This window comes from Sphingobium sp. 3R8, assembly GCF_020166615.1.
GTDB lineage: Bacteria > Pseudomonadota > Alphaproteobacteria > Sphingomonadales > Sphingomonadaceae > Sphingobium > Sphingobium bisphenolicum.
Genome location: NZ_JAIQXR010000006.1, coordinates 92,319 through 115,695 on the forward strand (window position 1 = coordinate 92,319; position 23,377 = coordinate 115,695).

Sequence of the window (23,377 nt, forward strand, 5' to 3'; positions counted from 1 at the left end):
TCGAAACGAACGGGCGTGGTGCTTGGCTTACTTCGCTGCGCTCGCCGTGCTCAGCACGGGGTGGCGCTTGTACAGCCACCATTGCTGCGCCATCGACAGGCAGTTGTTGGTGATCCAGTAAACCAGCAGGCCCGCCGCGAACGGCGCCATGATGAACATCATCATCCACGGCATGATCGAGAAGATCTGCTGCTGCATCGGGTCCATCTGGGCCGGGTTCAGCTTGAACTGGAAATACATGCTGATGCCCAGCAGCAGCGCCAGCACACCGATCGCCAGGAAAGAGGGCGGGGTGAAGGGCAGCAGACCGAACAGGTTGAAGATATGCAGCGGATCGGGCGCGGACAGATCCTTGATCCACAGGACGAAGGGCTGGTGCCGCATTTCGATCGTCAACTGCAATACCTTGTAGAGCGCGAAGAAGATCGGGATCTGGATGAAGATGGGCAGGCAGCCGGCCAGCGGGTTGACCTTCTCCTGCTTGTACAGTTCCATCATCTTCTGCTGCAGCTGCGGCTTGTCGTCCTTATATTTCTCCTGCAGCGCTTTCATCTTGGGCTGCACCGCGCGCATCGCCGCCATGCTGGCGAACTGGCGCTGGGCGACCGGGAACATGAGCGCGCGGACGCAGAAAGTGAGGCAGATGATCGCCACGCCGAAATTGCCCAGCGTTTCGAACAGCCAGTGGAGCAGCGCGAAGATCGGCTGTTCGAACCAGTAGAACCATCCCCAGTCGATCGCGCGGTCGAACAGCTTCACGCCGTTCCGCTCATAGGCCTGGAGCGTCTTCACTTCCTTGGCGCCGACATAGAGGCGAATGCTCTGCGTCGCCGCCTTGCCGGGCGCCAGCATGGTCGAACCGAGCGCGGCGTCCGCCTGATATTGCGTGCCGGCGCCTTTACGGAATTGGCCGGCGAAATCGGCGTCGGCGCCGGGAACCAGCGCGGACAGCCAATATTTGTCGGTGAAGCCGATCCAGCCGCCCTTGGACTGGAAGCTCTGGGTCGACGGACCCTTGTCCAGATCCTTGTAGTTCACGTCATAATTGGCCGCGCCGTTGAACACGCCCATCGGCCCGACATGGATGGTCCAGGTGTCGGGGTCCTTGGGGATGCCGGTGCGGCTGATATAGCTGTACGGCTTCACGCCCACCGCGCCCGCGCCGCTGTTCGACACCTTCTGCGCGGCCGAGATCATGTAATTTTCATCGACCGACAGGCGGATTTCGAAAGTCTGGCCCGCGCCGTTGTTCCAGGTCAGCGTCACCGGGCTGGTCGGCGTCAGTTCGCTGCCCTGCGCGGTCCAGAGCGTGTCCCTGTTCGGCGTCTTTAGGCCTTCGCCCTGCCAGCCGAAGCCGGCGAAATAGGCGTCCTGCGTGCCGCTGGGGCTATACAGGCGAACGGCGGGCGAATCCTTGGCGATCGTCTCGCGATAGGTTGGCAGCACGATGTCGTCGATGCGCGCGCCGCGCAGGTTGATCGATCCGGTCAGCTTGGGCGTACGGATCGGCACGCGCGGACTTTCCTTCAGCACGATGGCGCGGTCGCGAATCGTCGCAGGGCCGTCGGCCGTGTCGGTGCCGGGGGCCGCAACCGGGGTGGTCTTGCCGCCTTCGATCTTCGTCGCCGGCGGATTGGCCGCGGGAAAGACATAATGCGAGACATAGGGCCAGCCGAACAGGATCGCCGCGGTCAGCAGCACCGCCAGAATGATATTCTTCTTGTCGTCCACGTGTTCGGCTCCGCCGTCTTATGTCTATCGGGTCAGGGGACCGGGTCGTAGCCCGACCCGCCCCATGGGTGGCATCGCATTAGCCGCTTGAACCCCAGCCAGCTACCCTTGATCGCGCCATATTTGCGGATCGCCTGAATCGCATATTCCGAACAGGACGGGGCGTAGCGGCAGGTAGGGGGCAGGACGCGCGAAGGGCCAAGTTGCCAGAAGCGCGCGATCAGGATCAGCAGGCGGGCGATCACGGCTGTTCGCTTGAACGCGCCGCGAGCGTATCGCTCTTTTTGGCGGGTTTGCCCCTGCGGGGGCGTGCCGGGCCGCGCGGCGGATCGACCGGGCGCGTCATGATCTTGCCGAGCGCCTTGCCCAGTTCGGCGTGCAGCAGCGCAAATTCGCGTTCGATCCCGCCTTCGCGGCCGATCAGCACATGATCCGCGCCGGCAATGCCATGGGCCGGCAGCAGTGCGCGCGCCAGAACGCGAAAGCGGCGCTTCATCCGGTTGCGGATGACGGCGCCGCCAATCTTCTTCGTGACCGTGATGCCGATACGCATCGCCGGGTCGCCATCGCCGCGTTCGCGCACCAGCAGGACGAATCCCGGCATAGGCGCGCGGCGTCCGCGATTCGCCGCCAGAAAATCCGCACGCCTGCTCATGACGGCAGGCGCAGCGGACGGCGGCGCGTCGATCAGGCGCTCAGGCTCTTGCGGCCGCGCGAACGGCGCGCGCGAATCACATTGCGGCCGCCGGGGGTCGCCATGCGCGCGCGGAAACCGTGACGGCGCTTCCGAACCAGATTGCTCGGCTGAAAAGTGCGCTTCATCGTTCATTCCTCAAAACAACTAGAGAATCAGGCGTGACAAAAAAGGGCCGCCAAAGCAGCGGCCGCCAGTCAGGGGGCGTCCGATAGGCAAAAGGGGGGGCGAAGTCAATGGCTGAGGCCGGAAGAGTCCGTTCGTTTCGAGTGACGTCGAGAAACGAAGCGGAGCGCTTCCCGTTTCTCGGCACGCTCGAAGCGAACGGATAAGGATTACTTCCCCCGCGCGCTCGCCACGCCGTCCTTGAGCGCGTCATAGCCCACTGCGCCGTTCAGTACCTGGCCGCCGATCACGAAGGTCGGCGTGCCGCTGGCCTGCAATTTCTGGGCGAGCGCGATGTTGGACTGGATTTCGGCGTCATATTTGCTCGATGCGATTGCGGTTTCGGCTTCCGACCGGGTGATGCCCGCCTTGGCCGCCGCCGCCACGATCGTGTCGCGCGTCACCTTGCCCGCGCCGTAGAGCGCCTTGTGATAGGCCATATATTGACCGCGCTCGGCCGCCAGCAGCGAAACTTTGGCCGCGGCGCTGCTTTCATCCGACAGGATGGGGAGTTCGCGATAGACGACCTTCACCTTCGCGTCGTTCGCGACCAGCTTGGCCAGGTCGGGCAGAGAGGCGCGGCAATAGCCGCAGGCATAATCGAAAAATTCGACCACGATGACATCGGCATTGGCCGCGCCTTCCCAGGCGCCCGCATAGGGGGTTTCGAGCGTGCTGCGGCTGGCGTCGATGGTGCTCGACATGCGCTTGGCCTGCAACTTCTCCACCGCCTGCGGGATAATTTCGGGATGCTCCAGGATATAGTCGTGGACGATCTTCTCGATCGCGGCCTTGTCACTGGCGTTGACGCTGGCGGGCGCCTGCGCGGCCAGCGCGACGCCGGCAATGGCGGTCAGGGCGAGGGCGCCAAGGGTCATCTGTATGGTCCTGTTGGAAAGGGCCGCGCGAAAGCTGGGCCGGGTCTGGTCTGTCATATCTATCTTTTCTTGCGCTGCTGCTCGATCGCGGCGCGGGATGTCATCGCGATATCCTGCGCCCGCAGATAGTCAACCGTGCCGGCCTGCAATCCCTGCATCGCGGCGTCGGCGCTGCGCAGCGCCATGGGATGTTCGCCCATCATCGCATAGCGTTCCGCCGTCGCCAGCGCGGCGCGCGGCGTGTCGCCGCGCCGTTCATAGACGACGCCCAACTGATACCAGGCAAAGGGATTTTCCCGGTCGCGCTGGACCGCAAGGCGCAGCACCTGCTCGGCCTCGGCGAAATTGCTCTCATCCTCGGTCGCGATCAGCGCGTGGGCGAGTAGCACTGAGATCAGCGGCTGGTTGGTGATCTTGACCGCTTCGCGCAGCGGCGCCACCGCGTCCCTCGGGCGGCCGCTCTCGAGCAGGATCTGGCCCTTGAGTTCGAGGAAATAGGGGTCATGCGGTGCGGCGGCGAGCAGGGCGTCCGCCTCGTCCAGCGCCCTTTGCGGATAGGCGCTCTTATGCCAGGCATAGGCGCGCGCATAATGGGCCGGGATCGACTGGTCGGTTTCGGGATATTTCTGCAAGGTCTGGGTGGGTTCGGACACGAAGCCGATCAGCTTGGCCTTGATCCGTTCGAACCGCGCCTCCAGCGCCTTGTCCGGCGGCCGGTCCCAGGCCGGATCGACGGTGTAGACTTCGCGCAGCACGTTGATGCGCTCGCCCGACAGCGGATGGGTGCGTCCGTAGCTGTTGTCCTGCGGGATCGCGAGGCGATATTCCTGATTTTGCAGCTTCTTGAAAAATTCCAGGCTGCCCTTGCCGCTGAGACCCGCCTTCGACAGGTACCGCGCGCCGGCCAGATCGGCCGAGCTTTCCTGCCCGCGGGAAAAGGCCAGGAACTTGGTCATCGCCGCCTGCTGGCCCAGGCCCATGATGCCCATGCCCGCTTCCGCCCCGCCCGCCGCGATCGCGGCCGCGCCCAGCACCAGGCTGAGCAGGGTGACGCCGGTGGCCTCCTTGATCCCCTCGCCGAAGCGGACGACATGGCCGCCTTCGATATGGCCCAGTTCGTGCGCAACGACGCCCTGCAACTGGTTCACATTGTCGGCCTGGGCGATCAGCCCGCTATGCACCCAGACGATCTGGCCGCCCGCGACGAAGGCGTTGATTTCCGGGTCGTTGATGACGAGGACCTGGACGTTTTTCGGCTCCATGCCGGCGGCCTTGACCAACTGGCCCGACATGTCAGCCATGAAGGCTTCGGTTTCGGCATCGCGCAATATTTGCTGGGCCACCGCTGGCTGCGCCGTGCAGGCGAGCGCGGCGATCGCCAGCACGCAAATTTTGAGCCGCTCCCGCATCAGCGGCGCGCCATGGGCAAAGAGGGGCAGACCGTCACGGCGGCTTCGTGCCAAGGTCGGCCTGAACCTGCCGTGAAGAGGGAGGGGGCAACGAAAAGCGCCGCTGCGCACCGGTCGGGACCGGATGGGCAGCGGCGTTTGTTCATAACAGCCTAAGTCCGGCCTTATTGGCCGAAGGTGCGTTGCCACCAGCCACGGCGGGGTTCGCCATCCTCGCCTACGCCGTCTTCGCCATTGGCGGCGTCGGCGGTTTCGGCGACGGAGGCTTGCGGCGCGGCCGCTTGCGCCACCGTTTCGACGGCGGGTGCAGCGGCCTCGACCTCTGCATCCGCGACGACGGGCTTCTTGCGACGGGTGCGCTTGGGCTTGGCCGGCGCTTCCTCGGCAGCGGGAGCCTCGACGGCAGGCGCGGTTTCCTGCGCAGCGACATCCGCTTCCGCAGCATCGGCGACGGGCTTCTTGCGACGGGTGCGCTTGGGCTTGGCCGGCGCCTCCTCGGCAGCGGCGTCGACCGGCGCGGGTTCGGCGGCGGCTTCCGCCACAGGCTCGACCACGGGTTCGGCCGCTTCGGCTACCGGCTCGACATCCGCCTTGGGCTTGCGGGCGCGGGGGCGACGACGGGTCTTGGGCGCCTCTTCGGCGGGCGCCGCCTCGACCACGGCTTCGACGACCGGCTCGACTGCTGCGGCAACCGCTTCCGCCGGTTCGCCAGCGTCCGCTTCGACGGTTGCAACGTCCTCGCTGCCTTCCCCGCCTTCGCGGCGACGGCGACCACCACGGCGACCGCGACGACCGCGGCGACGCGCGCCGCCATCCTCGTCATCACCCGCAGCGGCGGCTGGCGCCGATGCGTCGGGCGCGTCTTCGGCTGTCGCGACGGCTTCGTCTTCACCCTCGGCTTCCGCATCGCCATTTTCGCTGGCGTCTTCCTCGGCGCGATTATCCTCTCGCTGGCCGCCACGACGGCGACGGCGACGACGACGACGACGGCCGCCGTCACGATCTTCGTCTCCGCGATCGCTGCGATCGCTTCGTTCTTCACGCTCGGTTTCGGCTTCGGCTTCGGCCTCCTCGACCTCTTCCTCTTCCTCCTCGATGACGTCCAGATCGTCGTCCTCTTCCGGCAGCGGCGCATAGGTCACGACACGTTCGGGCCGTGGGCCGCTGGCCTCGACCGACATGCGCGCGCCCTCGATCTCGCCATCGGGCAGGATTTCGATGCGCACGCCATAGCGCTGCTCGATCTCGTCCAGTTCGGCGCGCTTGTTGTTGAGGACGTAGAAGGCCGCTTCCTGGCTGGCGCGCAGGGTGATGAGGCTACCGCGACCACGCGCCGCTTCTTCTTCCAGCATCCGCAGCGCGCCCAGGCCCGCCGACGATGCGGTGCGGACCAGGCCCGTGCCTTCGCAATGCGGGCACTGGCGGGTCGATGCTTCCAGCACGCCGGTGCGCAGGCGCTGCCGGCTCATTTCCATCAGGCCGAAGCCGGAGATGCGGCCGACCTGGATGCGGGCGCGATCGTCCTTCAGCGCCTCCTTCATCGCCTTCTCGACCTTGCGGATGTTGGAGTTCACCTCCATGTCGATGAAGTCGATGACGACCAGACCGGCCATGTCGCGCAGGCGCAACTGGCGCGCGATTTCGCGCGCGGCTTCCAGGTTGGTGGCGACGGCGGTCTGCTCGATACCATGTTCGCGGGTCGACCGGCCCGAGTTGATGTCGATCGACACCAGCGCTTCGGTCGGGTTGATGACCAGATAGCCGCCGGACTTGAGCTGCACGACGGGGTTGTACATCGCCGCCAGTTGCTCTTCGACGCTGGCGCGCTGGAACAGCGACACCGGATCGGCATATTGCTTCACCCGCCGGGCATGGCTGGGCATCAGCAGGCGCATGAAGTCCTTGGCGGCCTTGTAGCCATGCTCGCCCTCGACGATCACTTCCTCGATATCCTTGTTATAGATATCGCGGATCGCGCGCTTGATGAGGTCGCTGTCGTTGTGGATCAGCTCGGGCGCTGCGGCTTTCAGCGTCTTTTCGCGAATCTCGTCCCACAGGCGGGCGAGATAGTCGAAGTCGCGCTTGATCTCCGGCTTGGTCCGCTGGAGGCCGGCGGTGCGGACGATGCAGCCCATCGAGGAGGGCAGCGCCATTTCGGCGATGATCGACTTCAACCGCTTGCGGTCGGCCGCATTGCTGATCTTGCGCGAAATGCCGCCGCCATGGCTGGTGTTGGGCATCAGCACGCAATAGCGGCCGGCCAGCGACAAATAGGTGGTCAGCGCCGCGCCCTTGTTGCCGCGCTCTTCCTTGACGACCTGGACCAGCAGCACCTGGCGGCGCTTGATGACGTCCTGGATCTTGTAGCGACGGCGCAGCGCCATGCGCTTGCGGCGCAGTTCGTCGGCGGCTTCGTCGCCGCCGCGGCCACGACCGCGTCCACCGCGACGGCCGCCGCGATCGCCATTGGCCCCGTCGTTGCCGGCTTCGCCCTCGGCCTGTTCGGCGTCTTCGCCCGGCTCTTCATCGTCATGATGATGGGTCGCCTCGACATATTCGACGCCGCCTTCGGCCGGGCCATGGTCATGGTCTTCGTCATCATCGTCGAAATCGGCGCGCAGCGCGGCCTCTTCCTCGGCGTGGGCGCGTTCTTCGCGCAACAGCGCCTCGCGGTCCTCGCGCGGGATCTGGTAATAATCCGGATGAATCTCGCTGAACGCAAGGAAGCCGTGGCGGTTGCCGCCATAATCGACGAACGCCGCCTGGAGCGACGGCTCCACGCGGGTGACCTTGGCCAGATAGATATTGCCCTTGAGCTGCTTGTGCTCTGCGGACTCGAAGTCGAACTCCTCGATCCGGTTACCCTTGACGACCGCGACCCGGGTCTCTTCCCGGTGGCGCGCGTCGATCAGCATACGCATTGTCATTTATATATCTCCGGCGTGGACGGGCTGCGGCACAGGGCCGCGCCGCCACGCGATAGTGAAGGGACGGCCGGGCGCGCTCCGTTAAGGGCGCGGATGTCGGCATCGTCCAGGTTTGAAGGAAATTATGCGCGTCTGCTGCGTCGGCAGGGCCGGACAAATCGCCGGGCCGGACCATCCACGCCGCATCGCCCGTGACCGGGGCAAGCGTGGAATGGAAATCATGCCTCATGCAGCGTCAACCTGTTTACGACACTGCGGGGGGCAAATGCTGCCTCCGCCGGTGCCTGTCTCATTGCCCCGCAAGGCTGCCATGATATCGGCAAGTCTTTCAGGAATATGAATGGGTAGCAGTCAAATACCGACGGGGCAACGGCCGCCTGAAATATAATGCCGTGTCCGCCGGTCGGGCTATCGATGCTCTATTCATCGTGAAGGACGGGTTAACCTTCTCATTTTACCGGGCCACAAGGAGCGATGCTTAATCCGGAATTTAGCGTGGGGACGCTGAACGGATTAGCCCAAATGAAATTTGGCTGGACGGCCGACAGGCGCGCGTCGCACAAGCGGCGTATGCTCCAAAGCATTGCCCTGGCAGGCACGATATTGATGGCGGTCCCCGGCAGCGCCGGCGGCATATCCGGCGTGGACGTGCAGGATGACACCGTCGTCGTGCGCTTCGACGACCGCGTGGACGGGGCTTCGGCCTTTCTGCTGGATTCGCCGCGCCGCATCGCGCTCGACATCAACGGCGCGCAAATGGGCAGGGGGCGGTTCACGCCGGGCAACGGCGCCATCGCCGCGGTGCGCCAGGGGCAATTGAGCGGCGACACGGCGCGCGTGGTGCTGGACCTCTCCACCCCGGCGACGCTGGGCAATGCGCGGCTGGCGCAGGACGGAAAGTCGCTCAGCTTCTCGCTACAGGGCGTGAGCGACAGCCGGTTCCGCGCCGAAGTGGGCAAGGGGCGCACGCGCTTCGACGGCCCTGCCGACATGGCGGCGCGTCCGCAAAAGCGCATCCATTCGATCACCGTGCCGATCCCCGCCGCGGCGCGCGGCGTGTCGCTGCCACAGGTGGAGGGGGCGCATGACGGCGCCCGGCCGCTGGTGGTGATCGACGCGGGCCATGGCGGCCATGATCCCGGCGCGATCAACAAGGAAAATGGCAAGCGCGAGAAAGACGTGACACTGGCCATCGCCCAGGCGATTCGCGATCAGTTGGTCAAGTCCGGCCGGGTGCGCGTGGCGCTGACCCGCGACGACGATAAATTCCTGGTGCTGCAGGAACGTTATGGCATCGCCCGCAAGCTGGGCGCGGACCTGTTCATCTCGATCCATGCCGATGCGGCAGAAAATACCGAAGCCCATGGTGCGACCGTCTATACGCTGTCGGAAACGGCGTCCGATCGCGAAGCGGCACGGCTGGCGGCGCGGGAAAATAAGGCGGACATCATTAACGGCGTCAATCTGGGCGGCCAGTCGGGTGACGTCTCGTCCATCCTGATCGACCTGACTCAGCGCGAATCGATGAACATATCGGCCAATTTTGCGCGGCTGTTGCAGCGGGAGGCGGCGCCCTATGTGCCGTTCCGCAGCGCCTATCACCGCTTCGCCTCGCTGATGGTGCTCAAGGCCCCGGATACGCCGTCGATCCTGTTCGAAACCGGCTATATCAGCAACGCCGACGACAGCGCCTTCCTTTCCTCGCGCGAGGGGCAGGGCAAGATCGCTCGCGGCGTCGCCCGCGCGATCGAGGTGCATTTCGCCCGCAAACTGGCGATGCGCGACGGGGCGGCTGGCGGCTGAACGCAGCCATAAAAGTGCAAAAACCGTTCGCCCTGAGCCTGTCGAAGGGCGTTGCGCGCGCCCTTCGACAGGCTCAGGGCGAACGGAGGTGGGTTCGGTTTGGGCAAGAGTTGGGGCGGATCGCGTCATGCCCACTGGTCTTGGCGATAATTTGACCCTAGAGCCTCTTCCCTATGGAAGAGGCCCGTTCCGAACCCGCCCCGTCGTCCTTCGCCTATCGCCTGCGCCGCGACGCGGGGGGCTTTTTCGGCCGTCTGCGTCCCCTGTGGCAGCGCCGCTGGGTGCGATGGGCGTCGATTTTGCTGGGCGGCTTCGCGCTGTTCTGCGCGCTGTTCTGGCTGATCTTCGCGCGCGGCCTGCCCGATGCGGCGACGCTGCTGGAATATGAGCCGCCGCTGCCGACCATCGTGCGCGACATTAACGGCCAGCCGGTCCACAGCTATGCGCGCGAACGCCGCGTCCAGCTTCAATATAGCGATTATCCCCCGCTGCTGATCCGCGCCTATCTGGCGGCGGAGGACAAGACCTTCTTCGAACATCATGGCGTGGACATCCCCGGTTTCGCGGGGGCCGTGGTCGATTATGCCAGCAAGCTGGGTTCGGGCCAGCGCGCGCGCGGCGGCTCCACGATTACCCAGCAGGTCGCCAAGAACCTGCTGATCGGCGACGAATATTCGCCCACGCGCAAGGTGAAGGAAATGATCCTCGCCTACCGCATGGAAAATGTGCTGTCGAAGCAACAGATCCTCGAACTCTATCTCAACCAGATATTCCTCGGTCGCAACGCCTATGGCGTGCAGGCGGCCGCGCGCGCCTATTTCGACAAGGACGTCGCCGACCTGACGCTGCCCGAAATGGCCTATCTCGCTATCCTGCCCAAGGGGCCCGCCAATTACCGCCCCGAAAGCAAAAGCGGCCATGCCCGCGCGCTCGACCGGCGCAACTGGGCGCTGGGCGAAATGGAAAAAAATGGCTGGATCACCGCGGCCCAGCGTTCAGCGGCGCAGGCTCAGCCGCTCGGCACCGTCGCCGCCCATGGCTCCAGCTTCGACGCCCGTGCCGGCGGCTATTATATGGAGGAGGTGCGCCGTCGCCTGATCGGCCTGTTCGGCGAAAAGGCCGATGATGGCCCCAACAGCGTCTATGCCGGCGGTCTGTGGGTGCGCAGCCCCTATGATCCGGTGGTGCAGGACAGCGTGGCCACCGCGCTGCGGAACGGCCTGCTCCGCTTCGACGCCGGACGCGGCTGGTCCGGTCCGGTCGGCCACATCAATATCGACAATGGCTGGGAACGCGAACTTGCGGCCAGCTATATCGACGTCGATTATGCGCAATGGCGCGTCGCCGTCGTCATCAGCCGGACCTCGTCCGAGGCGCAGATCGGCTTTGCCGACGGCAGCACCGGCGCGCTGCCCGCCGGATCGGCGCAGATGCCGTATCGCAAGATCGGCGGCCCTGCCTTTTCGGCGATGAAGCCCGGCGACCTGATCGTCGTGGCGCGCAACGGATCGAGCTGGGCGCTGCGCTCCATCCCCGAAGTGTCGGGCGGCATGGTCGCCGAAGAGGTCCATTCGGGTCGCATCCGCGCGATGCAGGGCGGCTTCGATTCGCGCCTGTCCTCCTACAACCGTGCGACGCAGGCGCTGCGCCAGCCGGGATCGACCATCAAGCCATTCGTCTATGCCGCCGCGCTCGACAATGGCATGACCCCGGCGTCGATCATCGTCGATGGCCCCTTGTGCGTCTATCAGGGCGCGGGCCTCGGTCAGAAATGCTTCCGCAACTTCTCCGGCGGCAGCGCCGGGCCGCAGACGATGCGCTGGGGCGTGGAGCAGTCGCGCAACCTGATGACCGTGCGCGCCGCCAGCCAGACCGGCATGGACCGGGTCGTGCGCACCATCAAGAATATGGGGATCGGCGACTATCAGCCCTATCTCTCCTTCGCTTTGGGCGCGGGCGAGACGACGGTGGAACGGATGGTCAACGCCTATGCCGCGCTCGCCAACCAGGGACGGCAATTCCCGCCCAAGGTCATGGATTATGTGCAGGACCGGCGCGGCAAAGTGATCTGGCCGGAGCGCTGGCGCGCCTGCGACGGCTGCAACATGGCGAACTGGGACGGCAAGCCGATGCCCCGCTTCGGCATGGAGGGCAAGCAGGTGATGAACCCGATGACCGCCTATCAGGTCGTCCACATCGCCGAAGGCGTGGTCCAGCGCGGCACCGCCACCGTGCTGGCCGATCTCGGCCGGCCGCTGTTCGGCAAGACCGGCACCACCAACGGCCCGACCAACGTCTGGTTCGTGGGCGGATCGCCCGATCTCGTCGCCGGCGTCTATATCGGCTACGACCAGCCACGAAGCCTGGGCGGCTGGGCGCAAGGCGGCCGTATCGCCGCGCCGATCTGGAAGGCGGCGATGGCGCCGATCCTGGAAACCATGCCCAAGACGCCCTTCGTCGCCCCGGCGGGCGTGCGCATGGTTGCGATCGACCGCCGGTCGGGCAAGCGCGTCTATGGCGCCTGGCCCACCAGCGAGCCCAAAGCCGCGGTGATCTGGGAAGCGTTCAAGCCCGAATCCGAACCGCGCCGCACGATCCGCAAGGAGGAAGCGGAGGAACAGGCCAAGGTCGCCGAAAGCCGCGCCGACCGCGCCGTGTCGAGCGGTCGCCGCCGTACCGACGCCGACTTCCTGGAAGGACAGGGCGGAATCTACTAAGGTGCCGTCGGGCCTACGCTCTTCCCAAATCTGCCGCCCTCGGATAGGGGCAGTCGCCTGATGCGTTGAGACGCCACGACATTTCTGGAGACTCCCCATGCGCGCCGAAGCGCAGCAATATATCGACCGTATCGACGCCGCGCTGGACCTACTGCGCCGCTTCCTCGACTGGGACCGCGCGCTGCGCCGGCTGGACGAGCTGAACGCGCGCGTCGAGGACCCAACCCTGTGGGACAATGCGAAGCTGGCGCAGGAGGTGATGCGCGAGCGCACCCGGCTGGAAAGCGCGATCGGCGCCACCCGTGCGATCGAGGGCGGCAAGAGCGACAATGCCGAACTGATCGAAATGGCAGAGGCCGAGGGCGACGAGGAAATGGTTTCCGAAGCCATCGCGTCGCTCAAGGCGCTGGCCGACCGGGCGGACGAGGACAAGATCAAGGCGCTGCTGGCCGGCGAGGCCGATGCCAGCGACACCTATCTGGAAATCCATGCAGGGGCTGGCGGGACCGAAAGCCAGGACTGGGCCGAAATCCTCTCCCGCATGTACCGCCGCTGGGCCGAACGGCGCGGCTACAAGGTGGAACTGGTCGATTATCAGGCGGGCGAAACCGCAGGCATCAAGTCGGCCACCTTCCTGATCAAGGGCGAGAATGCTTATGGCTATGCCAAGACCGAAAGCGGCGTCCACCGCCTGGTCCGCATCAGCCCCTATGACAGCGCGGCCCGCCGCCACACCAGCTTCTCGTCGGTCTGGGTCTATCCGGTAATCGATGACAATATCGATATCGAGGTCAAGGAAAGCGACCTCAAGATCGATACCTATCGGGCGTCCGGCGCGGGCGGGCAGCACGTCAACACCACCGACTCCGCGGTCCGCATTACCCACGTGCCCTCGGGCATTATCGTCGCATCGCAAAATGACCGATCGCAGCACAAGAACCGCGCGACGGCGATGAACATGCTGAAGGCGCGCCTGTACGAAGCCGAACTGCGCAAACGCGAAGAAGCGGCCAATACAGACTATCAGGCCAAGACCGAAATCGGCTGGGGCCACCAGATCCGCTCCTATGTGCTCCAGCCCTATCAGTTGGTAAAGGATCTGCGCACCGGCGTTACCTCGACCGCGCCCGACGATGTGCTGGACGGCGCGCTCGACCCGTTCATGGCCGCTGCCCTGTCGCAGAAGGTGACCGGCGAGAAGGTCGATGTGGAGGATGTGGACTGATGATCCGGGCGGTCATGGCGGGCGTGCTTGTCCTGCTGGCCGCCTGCGACCAGATTGGCGGCGGCAAGGATTCGCATCGCTCCGCCGTGGCGGCACCCTTTCCGCAGGCCGACCGCCCGGTGGCCCCGATCGTGTCGACCCGCTGGTCGAGCGAGGAAGCGCGCGACCGGGTCAACGAGGCGGAAGATATCATGGACCGGGCGGGCATCCGCCCCGGCATGACCGTCGCGGATATCGGCGCAGGCGAGGGCTATTATACCGTGCGTCTCGCCAGACGGGTGGGCGACAAGGGGCGCGTCCTGGCGGAGGATATCATGCCCGAGGTGATCGAGGCGCTGTCGCGTCGCATCACCCGCGAGAAATGGGATAATGTCAGCGTGAAGCTGGGCGCGCCGGAAGACCCCAAGCTGCCGGAGAACAGCTTCGACCGCATATTGATGGTCCATATGTATCATGAGATTGGCGAACCCTATGCCTTTCTGTGGCACATGAGTCCGGCGTTGAAGAAGGACGGCGAACTGATCGTGGTCGATGCCAACCGGCCGACCGACCAGCATGGCACGCCGCCGCGCCTGTTGGCCTGCGAACTGGCGGCGATGGGATTCCGCATGGAGCAGGTGATCCCGAAACCGACCGCGGGCGGCTATCTGGCCCGTTTCCGGCGCATCGCCGCGCGGCCCGACCCGGCCAGCATCGTCCCCTGCGCCTTTCAGGGCTGAACCGCAGGGTTAATTTTTGCCTAGTGTTGCTTGTTGAGAAGCCGGCATGGCCCGATGGCGTAAAGATCATCCAGGGAGGCTGCGGCATGACCGATCGAGGGTCTTTCACGGCATTGGACATGCGACAGCGGGGTGCTGCGCGGCACAAGCTGTTCGAACCCTTGGCGCTGCGCCATGCGGGGGTGCTTCGGCGCGCCCATATGCTGGACCTGTCGGTGTCGGGCGCGTTGCTCCACGCCGAACGGCCGCCGCGGATCGGCGATGGCGTCATCATCGAATTCCAAGACTTGGCGGCGGTTGGGCATGTCATATGGGTGCGGGCCAAGCGCTTTGGCGTGCGGTTCGACGTGCCGCTGCCCGAAACGGCCTTGCGCGCGATGCTCGACGGCGGCGGCGCGGGTTGCTCCTGAGGGGCTGGCTGCTGTAGGGTCGGCGGCGATGCATTTCGACGATCAGCTCCAGCGCTATTTCGGGACGACCGAGATCGATAGCCTGCCTGCCGCGGCGATGGAGTCCGGGAGCGAGCGGATGCGCGTCGACCTGGGGCTGGAGGAGGATCGCGGGCGGCGGTTCGCGCTCTGGTCGCTGCTGTTCCTGCTTGGCGATGCGCCCGACCTGGATGTCGTGTTCGAGGATGAGACGGACCGGGACGCGGCGCGCAACTTCATGGAATTGACCGAACAGGGCTGACCCTGCCTGCCTCATAGGTCGATGAGTTTTGGTGAAGCGCCTGCGACCCTCTTTCCTTCCGCCAGCCCATCGGTAAGACGCAACCCAATAGCTTCGAGAGGATCGCATGGAATATCGCACGCTCGGCCGCACCGACCTGAAGGTCAGCCTGATCTGTCTGGGCACCATGACCTGGGGATCGCAAAATAGCGAGGCGGAAGCGCACGCCCAGCTGGCTTATGCGATCGGCGAGGGCGTCAACTTCATCGATACGGCCGAAGCCTATCCGGTGACGCCGGTCAGCGCGGACACGCAATTTTTGACCGAAACCTATATCGGCAACTGGATCGCCGGGCGCAGGAAGCGCGACGACATCATCCTGGCGACCAAGGTGGCGGGGCCGTCGCGCGATCCGATCCGCCAATTTCGGGGCGGCGACAACCGGCTGGATCGCCGCAATATCCATCAGGCGGTCGATGACAGCCTGAAGCGGTTGAAGACGGACTATATCGATCTGTATCAGGTGCATTGGCCCGACCGGCCGGTGCCGTCCTTCGGCGCGCGCGGCCTGGGTGCGCTGGCCGACGGTCCCGACACGGTGCCGATCCAGGAGACGCTGGAGGCGCTGGCCGACCTGGTCCAGGCCGGCAAGATCCGCCACGTCGGCGTGTCCAACGAGACGCCCTGGGGGCTGGGCGAATATCTGCGGCTTGCGCGCGATCAGGGGTTGCCGAGGGTGGCGTCGATCCAGAACGCCTACAACCTGCTCAATCGAATCTTCGAGATCGGCCTGTCCGAATTCGCCCTGCGCGAGGATGTGGGGCTGCTCGCCTATTCGCCGCTGGCGGGCGGCAATCTGACCGGCAAATATCTGGGCGGGGTCATTCCGCCGGGTTCGCGCCGCGACGTGTCGCGCCAGTTCGTGCGCTACGACCTGCCCAACCAGCCGGTCGCCAGCGCCCGCTATGTGGCGATCGCCCATGCCTTCGGCCTGGACCCGGCGACGCTCGCACTGGCTTTCGTCCATGCCCAGCCCTTCGTCACATCGACGATCATTGGCGCGACCAGCCTGGAGCAGTTACGGGTCGATATCGCGAGCGCGACCATCCGCCTGACCGATGAGCAACTGGCGGCGATCGAAACGGTGCATCGCGTGCTGCCCGATCCCTGTCCCTGACGAGAGTCTATCGTCAGGCGGCGCGTGGCGAATGGGATTCCTTGTCCGAGGAAGCGGGGGCGTCCGCCATCGCCGCTATGCCGAGCCACCAGTCGTCGACGGAAGGGGTGAGGATCGCCAAACTGACACGGCGCGGACGCGCGTGCCAGATCGAGGCGACACGCAGATAGCGCCATTGCGGATCGCAGTTGACGGGGACATGGCGAAAGCGGCTCTTCATGCCGGTCGTTACGGGATCGATGGGGCGCAATTCGCTGGGAACGTCACGCCAGCTGCCGTCGGGGAAACGCACAGAAATCGCCATCGCCTGCCTCCATTCCCCGCCGTCACTCCCCCATAACGCGTTACAAGCCATTGAGTTCATTACGCCTTGTAGGAAAGGGGTGAAGCGCGACTGCGCGCGATGGAAAGCGCGTCAAGCGCGATTTCGCGCCAATATCACATCATGCTATTGATAATATGTCGCATTATCTATACGCCGCGAGCCAATCGAATCACGAATAAGGGGCGTTGGAATGAAGGTAAAATGGATCGCGCTGGGCAGCGCAGCGGGCATGGCGTTGTGCCATACGGTGGCTCATGCCGCGGACGGAGCCGCCGTCGCAGCGGCGGATCAGATGCAGGACAGCATCATCGTCACCGCAGCCACGACCGGCTCGAAGACCGACACCGCGCTGGTCGAACTGCCCCAGCCGATCAAGGTTATTACGTCGGAACAATATCTGTCGCAGGGCGCGATCAGCATCTCCGACACGGTCAAATATGCTGCCGGCGTGCTGGCCAATCCCTACGGCCGCGACACACGGGTGGACGGCTTCAACGTGCGCGGCCTGGACGCGCTCCAGTTCCGCGACGGCATGCGCGACATTTTCAGCTATTATGCCAGCGTCACGTCGGACCCCTATAATTTCTCGCGCGTCGAAATCCTGCGCGGTCCGGCCTCCGTTCTGTTCGGCCAGGGATCGATCGGCGGCCTCGTCAACCTCGTCTCCAAGACGCCGGAGTTCCGCACCGGCAGCGAGCTGAACCTCGTCTATGGCAGCTATGACCGCAAGGAAGTCCTGGGCGACGTCAATGTCGCGCTGGCCGATAACCTGGCGGTCCGCTTCGTCGGCCGCGCTCGCGACGCCGACACCTATGTCGATCATGTGCCCGACGACCGCGTGATGTTTGCGCCGTCGATCCGCTGGCAGCCGACGCCCGACACCGACATCGTGCTGACCGGCCTCTATCAGGAGGACGATAGCGGATCGACCTCGCAATTCCTGCCGATCGTCGGCACCTTCCGCCCCAACACGGTCGCAGGCGAGCAGCTTGGGCGCTACACCTTCGTCGGCAAGGCGGGCTGGGACCGCTATGCCGGTCGCTCGCTGCAGGGCGGCGGCTCCATCACGCACCGCTTTTCCGATGCTATCAAGCTCAGCCTGAAGGCCCGCTATATCGACAGCGACCTGGCATATAACACCCATTATGCCGACAGCTATTCCAATCCGCAGGATCCCTTTTCGGTCTATGGTACGGATGGGCGCACGATCGGCCTGACCGCCAGCGCCAGCGATGCGCGAATGAACGTCTTCTCGACCGACAACAATCTCCAGGTCAATTTCAACACCGGCGCCAATATCGAACACAAGCTGCTTGTTGGCATCGACTATAGCTGGAACAAGGTGGCCAAGCGTACTGTTTACGGCAGCGAAATCGTTGATCTCTACGACATCGACTATGATGCGCTTCAAACCTATGACGCTACCGGTCCGTTCACCGCGGAAACGCAAAAACAGCTTGGAGTTTACGTCCAGGACCAGATCCGTTTCTACGATCGCGTCTCGGTCGTGCTGGGCGCCCGTCGCGACCATGTGACCGGCTCATCGGGTCAAGAGGACAATGCCACCACGTTCCGCGCCGGCATCATCGGCGAAATCGGCGCCGGCCTCTCGCCCTTTTTCAGCTATACCGAAAGCTTCCTGCCGGTTGCGGGTAGAATTCAACTGCCCGGCGGCATTCCGAGCGATGCCTACCGCCCACAGACCGGCACCCAATATGAGGCGGGCGTGAAGTGGCAACCGGCCGCCGGCACGTTGGTCACAGCCACGATGTTCAAGATCAAGGAGCGCAACCGCGTCCTGTATGGCGCCAATGATTCTACCACTCAGTCCGGGGTGCTCAGCACCAAGGGGTTCGAGATCGAGGCCAGCCATACCCTGCCAGGCAATTTCGAACTGCTGGCCAATTATGGCTATTCGAAGCTGAAGTCGGAAACCAACACGAGCCTCGACTATATGCCGCGTCATACGGCGTCGGTCTGGTCGACCAAGACGTTCGGCCTTTCCGGCGAGGCCCAACTGCGTCTGGGCGGCGGCGTCGTATATAGTGGCAAGAGCGTCTCGACCGGTCTTGTCGATCCCTATGGATTCAATGCCGCCATTCCTGTCGGCGCGCTATATACGATCGTCACGCCGTCGCGCACCACGGTCGATGCGCTGGCGGAGATCAACTGGAACAGCTGGCGCCTCGCGCTGAACGCCACCAACCTGCTCAACAACCATTATTATGCGTCCTGCCTGGCGCGGGGCGACTGTTTCGTCGGCGCGCCGCGCAACGTGATGGGCACGGTCGGTTTCCGTTTCTGACGGGATATCAAAGGAGAGAAAGCATGAAGAGATTATCCCTGGCCCTGGTGGCGCTGGTGAGCCTGTCCTGCGTGGCGCAGGCGCATGAAATATGGGTGGAGCGGGACGGCACGGGGCCAGCGCGCATCTATCTGGGCGAACCGGGCGAGGCGCTACCCGAAGGCGGAGATCCCGAGTTCGAGAAGCTGAAGGCGCCCAAACTGATGCCCGCGTCGCAGGCGGCGCAGGTCCGCAAGGCCGGCTATATCGAGGTTGCGGCACCGGCCGGCGACGTGCGCGTCATCGACGACACGGTGTTCGAACCCTGGGGCGAAGAGGGCAAGAAGGAAGGCGTAATCTATTACGCCCGCGCTGGCCGCGCCGAGGCGAAGGCGGGCCTGCCGCTGGAGATCGTGCCGACCGCCGCCCATGCCGACAGCTTCACCTTGCTACGCGAAGGCAAGCCGGTGCCCGCCACCAAGCTGACCGTCATTTCGCCCGACAAATGGACCAAGGCGTTCACGACCGATGCCCAGGGTCGCGTGGCGCTGCCGCTCAAGGACAAGGGGCGCTATATTCTGAGCGCGACGCAGGAGGAAAAGGGTGACTTCAGCCTGGCCAACCGGAAGGTCGCGACCCTCTATCATATGGCGACGCTGACCTTCTTGAACGACTGATCAATATGTGACGGCGCCTGTCATCGATATGACTTGGCGCCGTCAACCAAACCACATTGCGGTGCAACATGATGCGGATAGGCCGCCCCCGACTTCAGGTCCAAGAGGGGGACTATCCAAATGCGTATCACCACCATATTGCTGATGGCGTCGACCGCCATCATCGCCCAATCCGCCTATGCCCAGGACGTTGCGCCCGCCGCGGCCGATGTGGCGGCGGACGCCGGCGCCGACATCATCGTGTTCGGCCGGGGCGAAACCCGTCAGGTGCAGGAAATCTCCGCCAAGGACATCGTCACGCTGACGCCGGGCACCAATCCGCTGAAAGCGATTGAAAAGCTGCCCAGCGTCAATTTCCAGTCGGCCGACCCGTTCGGCAATTATGAATGGTCGCAGCGCGTGACCATCCGCAGCTTCAACCAGAACCAGCTCGGCTTCACCTTCGACGGCATTCCGCTGGGCGACATGAGCTATGGCAACCATAACGGCCTGCACATCACCCGCGCCATCAGCAGCGAGAATATCGGCAGCGTGCGCGTGTCGCAGGGCGCCGGCTCGCTTGGTACGCAGGCCACCGGCAATCTGGGCGGCACGGTCGAAACGTTCTCGATGGACCCCACCGGCGAGTTCGGCGCGCAGGGCAACCTGACCTATGGCAGCGACGACACCTGGCGCGCCTTTGGCCGCGTCAATCTGGGCAGTGCAGACGGCATCCGCGGCTATGTGTCCTATGGCTATGGCTCGACCGACAAATATAAGGGTGAGGGCGTCCAGGACCAGCATATGGGCAACGCCAAGGTCGTGATCCCGGTCGGCGACGCCAAGATTGACGGCTGGCTGAGCTATTCGGACCGGCGCGAGCAGGATTATCAGGACATGTCGATGGGCATGATCCGCCGCCTCGGTTGGGACTGGGACAACACCTATCCCGACTATGCCCGCGCGATCGACTATGCCGACCGCCTGAACGACGTCGACAAGGTCAGCAACAGCGGGGGCTCGCCCTTTCCCGACGGCCTGTACGACTATAGCGGCGCGCCCGTCGCCACCGGCCAGACCTATCCGGGCAATGTCACCAGCGCCGACGACGCTTATTATGACGCCGCCGGCTTGCGCAAGGACTGGCTGGGTGCGGTGGGGCTGACCACGCCGATCGGCGATGCCGCGACCTTCAAGGTCAAGGGCTATTATCACAATAATAGCGGCATGGGCCTGTGGGCGACCCCCTATACGCCAAGCCCCAACGGCGTGCCGATGTCGGTGCGCACCACCGAATATGACATGGACCGGATCGGCGCGTTCGGCAGTGTCGACTACACGCTCGGCATCCAGAATTTCAGCGTCGGCGCCTGGTATGAAAATAACCAGTTCCATCAGGCGCGGCGCTTCTACGCCTTCGCCAGCCGCACCGAGCCGGGCCTGTCGTTCCGCGACTATCCCAAGAACCCGTTCGCGACCCAGTGGGAATTCGACTTCACCACCAATACCTTCCAATATCATGTCCAGGACAAGATCGACCTCGGCATGGTGACGATCAACCTGGGCTGGAAGGGCTTCAAGGTCACCAACAAGGCCGAGGCCATCGTCCAGGCGAGCTTCCCGCAGGGCAAGATCAAGGTCGAGGACTGGTTTCAGCCTCATGCCGGCTTCGCGGTGGAGCTAAGCCCCGAAGCGGAAATCTTCGGTGGCTTCACCCAGGTGACCCGCGCCTTCGCCAGCGCCACGACCACTGGTCCCTTCTCCACCAACCAGGCCGGTTTCGACGCGATCAAGGATGATCTGAAGCCGGAGACGTCGGACACGTTCGAACTGGGCCTGCGCTACAATACGCCGGTCTTCAACGGCACGCTCGGCGCCTATCTGGTCAACTTCAAGAACCGCTTGCTCGCGGTGCAGGTGGGCAGTCCGATCCAGGGTCTGGCCTCCGCCCTCCAGAATGTCGGCGGCGTGCGCGCGGTCGGTGTCGAGGCGGCGGGCGACCTGAAGCTCGGCCATGGCTTCGGCGTCTATGCCAGCTACAGCTACACCGACGCCACCTATCGCGACAATGTGTTCAACAGCAGCGACGGCACGCTGGTCGCCGCGATCAAGGACAAGACCGTGGTCGACAGCCCCAAACATATGCTGCGCGGGGAGGTGAATTACGACCAGGGCCCGATCTTCGGCCGGATCGGCGCCAATTACATGTCGCGCCGCTATTACAGCTACACCAACGACGTGTCGGTCCCCGGCCGGTTGATCGTGGACGCCTCGCTGGGCTATCGCTTCACCGACAAGATCGAATTGCAGCTCAACGCCACCAACCTGTTCGACAAGAAATATGTAGGCACGATCGGGTCGGGCGGCTTCGGCAACAGCGGCGACGCGCAGACTTTGCTGGTCGGCGCGCCGCAGCAATTCTTCATCACCGCCAAGGCGGGGTTCTAAGCACTGGTTCACCCCTCCCCTTCAGGGGAGGGGCCGGGGGTGGGGGATGTCGATCAGGCGCAGCCACAGGGGCAAGCCCCCACCCCAACCTCTCCCCTGAAGGGGCGGGGCTTAGGAAAGACAAACGATCCTCATGAAAAAGACCGCGCTCTTCACCACCGCTCTCGCCATCCTCCTCCCCTCAACGGCGCTGGCGGAACCGCTGCTCCTGATCTCGATCGACGGGTTGCGCCCCGGCGACGTGCTGGAGGCGCAAAAGCGCGGCCTTTCCCTACCCAATCTGCGCCGCTTCCTGACCGAGGGCGCCCATGCGTCGGGCGTCACCGGGGTTGCGCCGACATTGACCTATCCCAGCCACACGACGCTGATGACCGGCGTGTCGCCGGCCAAACATGGCGTCGTCGCCAATAACAGTTTCGATCCGACCGGAATCAACCAGGGCGGCTGGTACTGGTATGCACAGGATATCAAGGTGCCGACCCTGTGGGAGGCGGCCACGAAAGCGGGCCTGTCCACCGGCAATATCCATTGGCCCGTCAGCGTCGCTGCCAAGGGCGTGACCTGGAACCTGCCGCAAATCTGGCGCACCGGCCATGCCGATGATGCCAAGCTTCTGGATGCGCTGGCGACGCCGGGGCTGAAGGCCGATCTGGAGGCGAAGGTCGGCCATCCCTACGCCATGGGCATCGATGAAAGCCTGTCCGGCGACCAGAATAGGGGGCGTTTCGCCACCGCGCTGATCGCCGCGCACAAGCCGGATTTCATGACCGTCTATCTTACTGCGCTCGACCATGAGCAGCATGAAAAGGGGCCGGACACGCCTGCCGCCAAGGCAGTGCTGGAAAAGATCGACGCGATCGTCGGCGACCTCATCGCCGCCGAGCGCAGGGCGCATCCCGATGCGGCGATCGCACTGGTCAGCGACCATGGGTTCGAAGCGACGCACACCGGCCTCAACCTCTTCCGCGCCTTCATCGACGAAGGCCTCATCACGCTGGATAAGGACGGCAAGGTCGCGTCCTGGCAGGCGATGCCCTGGATAGCGGGCGGGTCGGCCGCGATCATGCTCGCGCGGCCGGAGGACGCCGCCATCGCCGACCGCACGAAACAACTGCTCGACCGGCTCGCCGCCAACCCGGCGAACGGCATTGCGGCGGTGCTGGACAAGGCGGCGATCGCCAGGGTCGGCGGCAATCCGCAAGCGGCCTATTATGTCAATCTGAAGCCCGGTTTCGTCACCGACATCTTCCGCGGCGCGGGTGCGCCGCTGGTGGCGCGCACGCCGGTCAAGGGGATGCACGGCTATCTGCCCGGCCCCGCCCATCTGGAGGCGACCTTCATGGCTATGGGCAAAGGCATCGCCGCGGGCAAGGATCTGGGCCGGATCGACATGCGTGCGATCGCGCCGACGCTAGCCACGATCATGGGCGGCACGCTGCCCGATGCGGAAACGCCGCCGATCGACCTGCGGTAACAAAACTGCGCACAAAGCGTCATCGGATTGACCGGTGGCCTTCATGTCGCTGCAACCGCGCCGTAAGCGGCGCGTC

19 protein-coding genes are annotated in these 23,377 nt (G+C 64.6%); 11 read left to right on the forward strand and 8 right to left on the reverse strand.

Annotated elements, in window-relative coordinates; all coding sequences use genetic code 11:
- Positions 1–27: 27 nt before the first annotated feature.
- The 7 genes from yidC to K9B33_RS07825 all read right to left on the reverse strand — a co-directional run bounded on the left by yidC (position 28) and on the right by K9B33_RS07825 (position 7,804).
- The gene (gene yidC, locus K9B33_RS07795; RefSeq protein WP_224547900.1) at positions 28–1,731 is read right to left on the reverse strand and encodes a membrane protein insertase YidC; all 1,704 of its coding nucleotides are present in this window, start codon (positions 1,729–1,731) and stop codon (positions 28–30) included.
- 32 nt (positions 1,732–1,763) lie between these two features.
- On the reverse strand, positions 1,764–1,976 hold the full coding sequence (gene yidD / locus K9B33_RS07800; RefSeq protein ID WP_224547901.1) for a membrane protein insertion efficiency factor YidD: 213 nt from the start codon (positions 1,974–1,976) through the stop codon (positions 1,764–1,766).
- Entirely contained in the window at positions 1,973–2,386 is a 414-nt protein-coding gene (gene rnpA, locus K9B33_RS07805) for a ribonuclease P protein component (RefSeq protein WP_224547902.1), read from the reverse strand. The genes yidD and rnpA overlap by 4 nt, the downstream gene beginning before the upstream one ends.
- Positions 2,387–2,418: 32 nt before the next feature.
- A complete protein-coding gene (gene rpmH / locus K9B33_RS07810; protein WP_021317369.1) occupies positions 2,419–2,553 on the reverse strand; it encodes a 50S ribosomal protein L34 in 135 nt (44 codons plus the stop codon).
- 207 nt (positions 2,554–2,760) lie between these two features.
- Positions 2,761–3,525: a DsbA family protein gene (locus K9B33_RS07815; protein WP_224547903.1), complete on the reverse strand. Its 765-nt coding sequence runs from the start codon at positions 3,523–3,525 to the stop codon at positions 2,761–2,763.
- Positions 3,526–3,527: 2 nt separating this feature from the next.
- A complete protein-coding gene (locus tag K9B33_RS07820) occupies positions 3,528–4,877 on the reverse strand; it encodes a M48 family metalloprotease (protein WP_224548046.1) in 1,350 nt (449 codons plus the stop codon).
- 164 nt (positions 4,878–5,041) lie between these two features.
- On the reverse strand, positions 5,042–7,804 hold the full coding sequence (locus K9B33_RS07825) for a ribonuclease E/G (protein WP_224547904.1): 2,763 nt from the start codon (positions 7,802–7,804) through the stop codon (positions 5,042–5,044).
- Between the two features lie 522 nt (positions 7,805–8,326).
- On the opposite strand from K9B33_RS07825, the gene K9B33_RS07830 reads away from it, so the two are divergent.
- The 7 genes from K9B33_RS07830 to K9B33_RS07860 all read left to right on the forward strand — a co-directional run bounded on the left by K9B33_RS07830 (position 8,327) and on the right by K9B33_RS07860 (position 16,114).
- A complete protein-coding gene (locus tag K9B33_RS07830) occupies positions 8,327–9,607 on the forward strand; it encodes an N-acetylmuramoyl-L-alanine amidase (protein WP_224547905.1) in 1,281 nt (426 codons plus the stop codon).
- A 173-nt stretch (positions 9,608–9,780) separates the two neighbouring features.
- Positions 9,781–12,324 carry a penicillin-binding protein 1A gene (locus K9B33_RS07835; protein WP_224547906.1) on the forward strand — a complete coding sequence of 848 codons (2,544 nt, stop codon included), beginning with the start codon at positions 9,781–9,783 and terminating at the stop codon, positions 12,322–12,324.
- Between the two features lie 97 nt (positions 12,325–12,421).
- Positions 12,422–13,549: a peptide chain release factor 2 gene (gene prfB / locus K9B33_RS07840; protein ID WP_224547907.1), complete on the forward strand. Its 1,128-nt coding sequence runs from the start codon at positions 12,422–12,424 to the stop codon at positions 13,547–13,549.
- The gene (locus K9B33_RS07845; protein ID WP_224547908.1) at positions 13,549–14,268 is read left to right on the forward strand and encodes a class I SAM-dependent methyltransferase; all 720 of its coding nucleotides are present in this window, start codon (positions 13,549–13,551) and stop codon (positions 14,266–14,268) included. Before prfB ends, K9B33_RS07845 begins: the two co-directional genes overlap by 1 nt.
- Positions 14,269–14,354: 86 nt before the next feature.
- A complete protein-coding gene (locus K9B33_RS07850; RefSeq protein WP_224547909.1) occupies positions 14,355–14,678 on the forward strand; it encodes a PilZ domain-containing protein in 324 nt (107 codons plus the stop codon).
- 28 nt (positions 14,679–14,706) lie between these two features.
- Positions 14,707–14,958: a hypothetical protein gene (locus K9B33_RS07855; RefSeq protein WP_224547910.1), complete on the forward strand. Its 252-nt coding sequence runs from the start codon at positions 14,707–14,709 to the stop codon at positions 14,956–14,958.
- Between the two features lie 106 nt (positions 14,959–15,064).
- Positions 15,065–16,114, forward strand: a complete 1,050-nt coding sequence (locus tag K9B33_RS07860; protein ID WP_224547911.1) for an NADP(H)-dependent aldo-keto reductase — start codon at positions 15,065–15,067, stop codon at positions 16,112–16,114.
- A gap of 13 nt (positions 16,115–16,127) precedes the next feature.
- Here K9B33_RS07860 and K9B33_RS07865 read toward each other — a convergent pair whose 3' ends face one another.
- Positions 16,128–16,418, reverse strand: coding sequence for a hypothetical protein (locus tag K9B33_RS07865; RefSeq protein ID WP_224547912.1), 291 nt, complete (start codon positions 16,416–16,418; stop codon positions 16,128–16,130).
- A gap of 211 nt (positions 16,419–16,629) precedes the next feature.
- On the opposite strand from K9B33_RS07865, the gene K9B33_RS07870 reads away from it, so the two are divergent.
- The 4 genes from K9B33_RS07870 to K9B33_RS07885 all read left to right on the forward strand — a co-directional run bounded on the left by K9B33_RS07870 (position 16,630) and on the right by K9B33_RS07885 (position 23,301).
- Positions 16,630–18,744, forward strand: coding sequence for a TonB-dependent siderophore receptor (locus K9B33_RS07870; RefSeq protein WP_224547913.1), 2,115 nt, complete (start codon positions 16,630–16,632; stop codon positions 18,742–18,744).
- A 23-nt stretch (positions 18,745–18,767) separates the two neighbouring features.
- Complete coding sequence (locus K9B33_RS07875) at positions 18,768–19,400, forward strand: DUF4198 domain-containing protein (protein WP_224547914.1); 633 nt, start codon at positions 18,768–18,770, stop codon at positions 19,398–19,400.
- 120 nt (positions 19,401–19,520) lie between these two features.
- Complete coding sequence (locus tag K9B33_RS07880; protein ID WP_224547916.1) at positions 19,521–21,827, forward strand: TonB-dependent receptor; 2,307 nt, start codon at positions 19,521–19,523, stop codon at positions 21,825–21,827.
- Between the two features lie 133 nt (positions 21,828–21,960).
- Positions 21,961–23,301: an alkaline phosphatase family protein gene (locus K9B33_RS07885; protein WP_224547918.1), complete on the forward strand. Its 1,341-nt coding sequence runs from the start codon at positions 21,961–21,963 to the stop codon at positions 23,299–23,301.
- Positions 23,302–23,377: the final 76 nt, after the last annotated feature.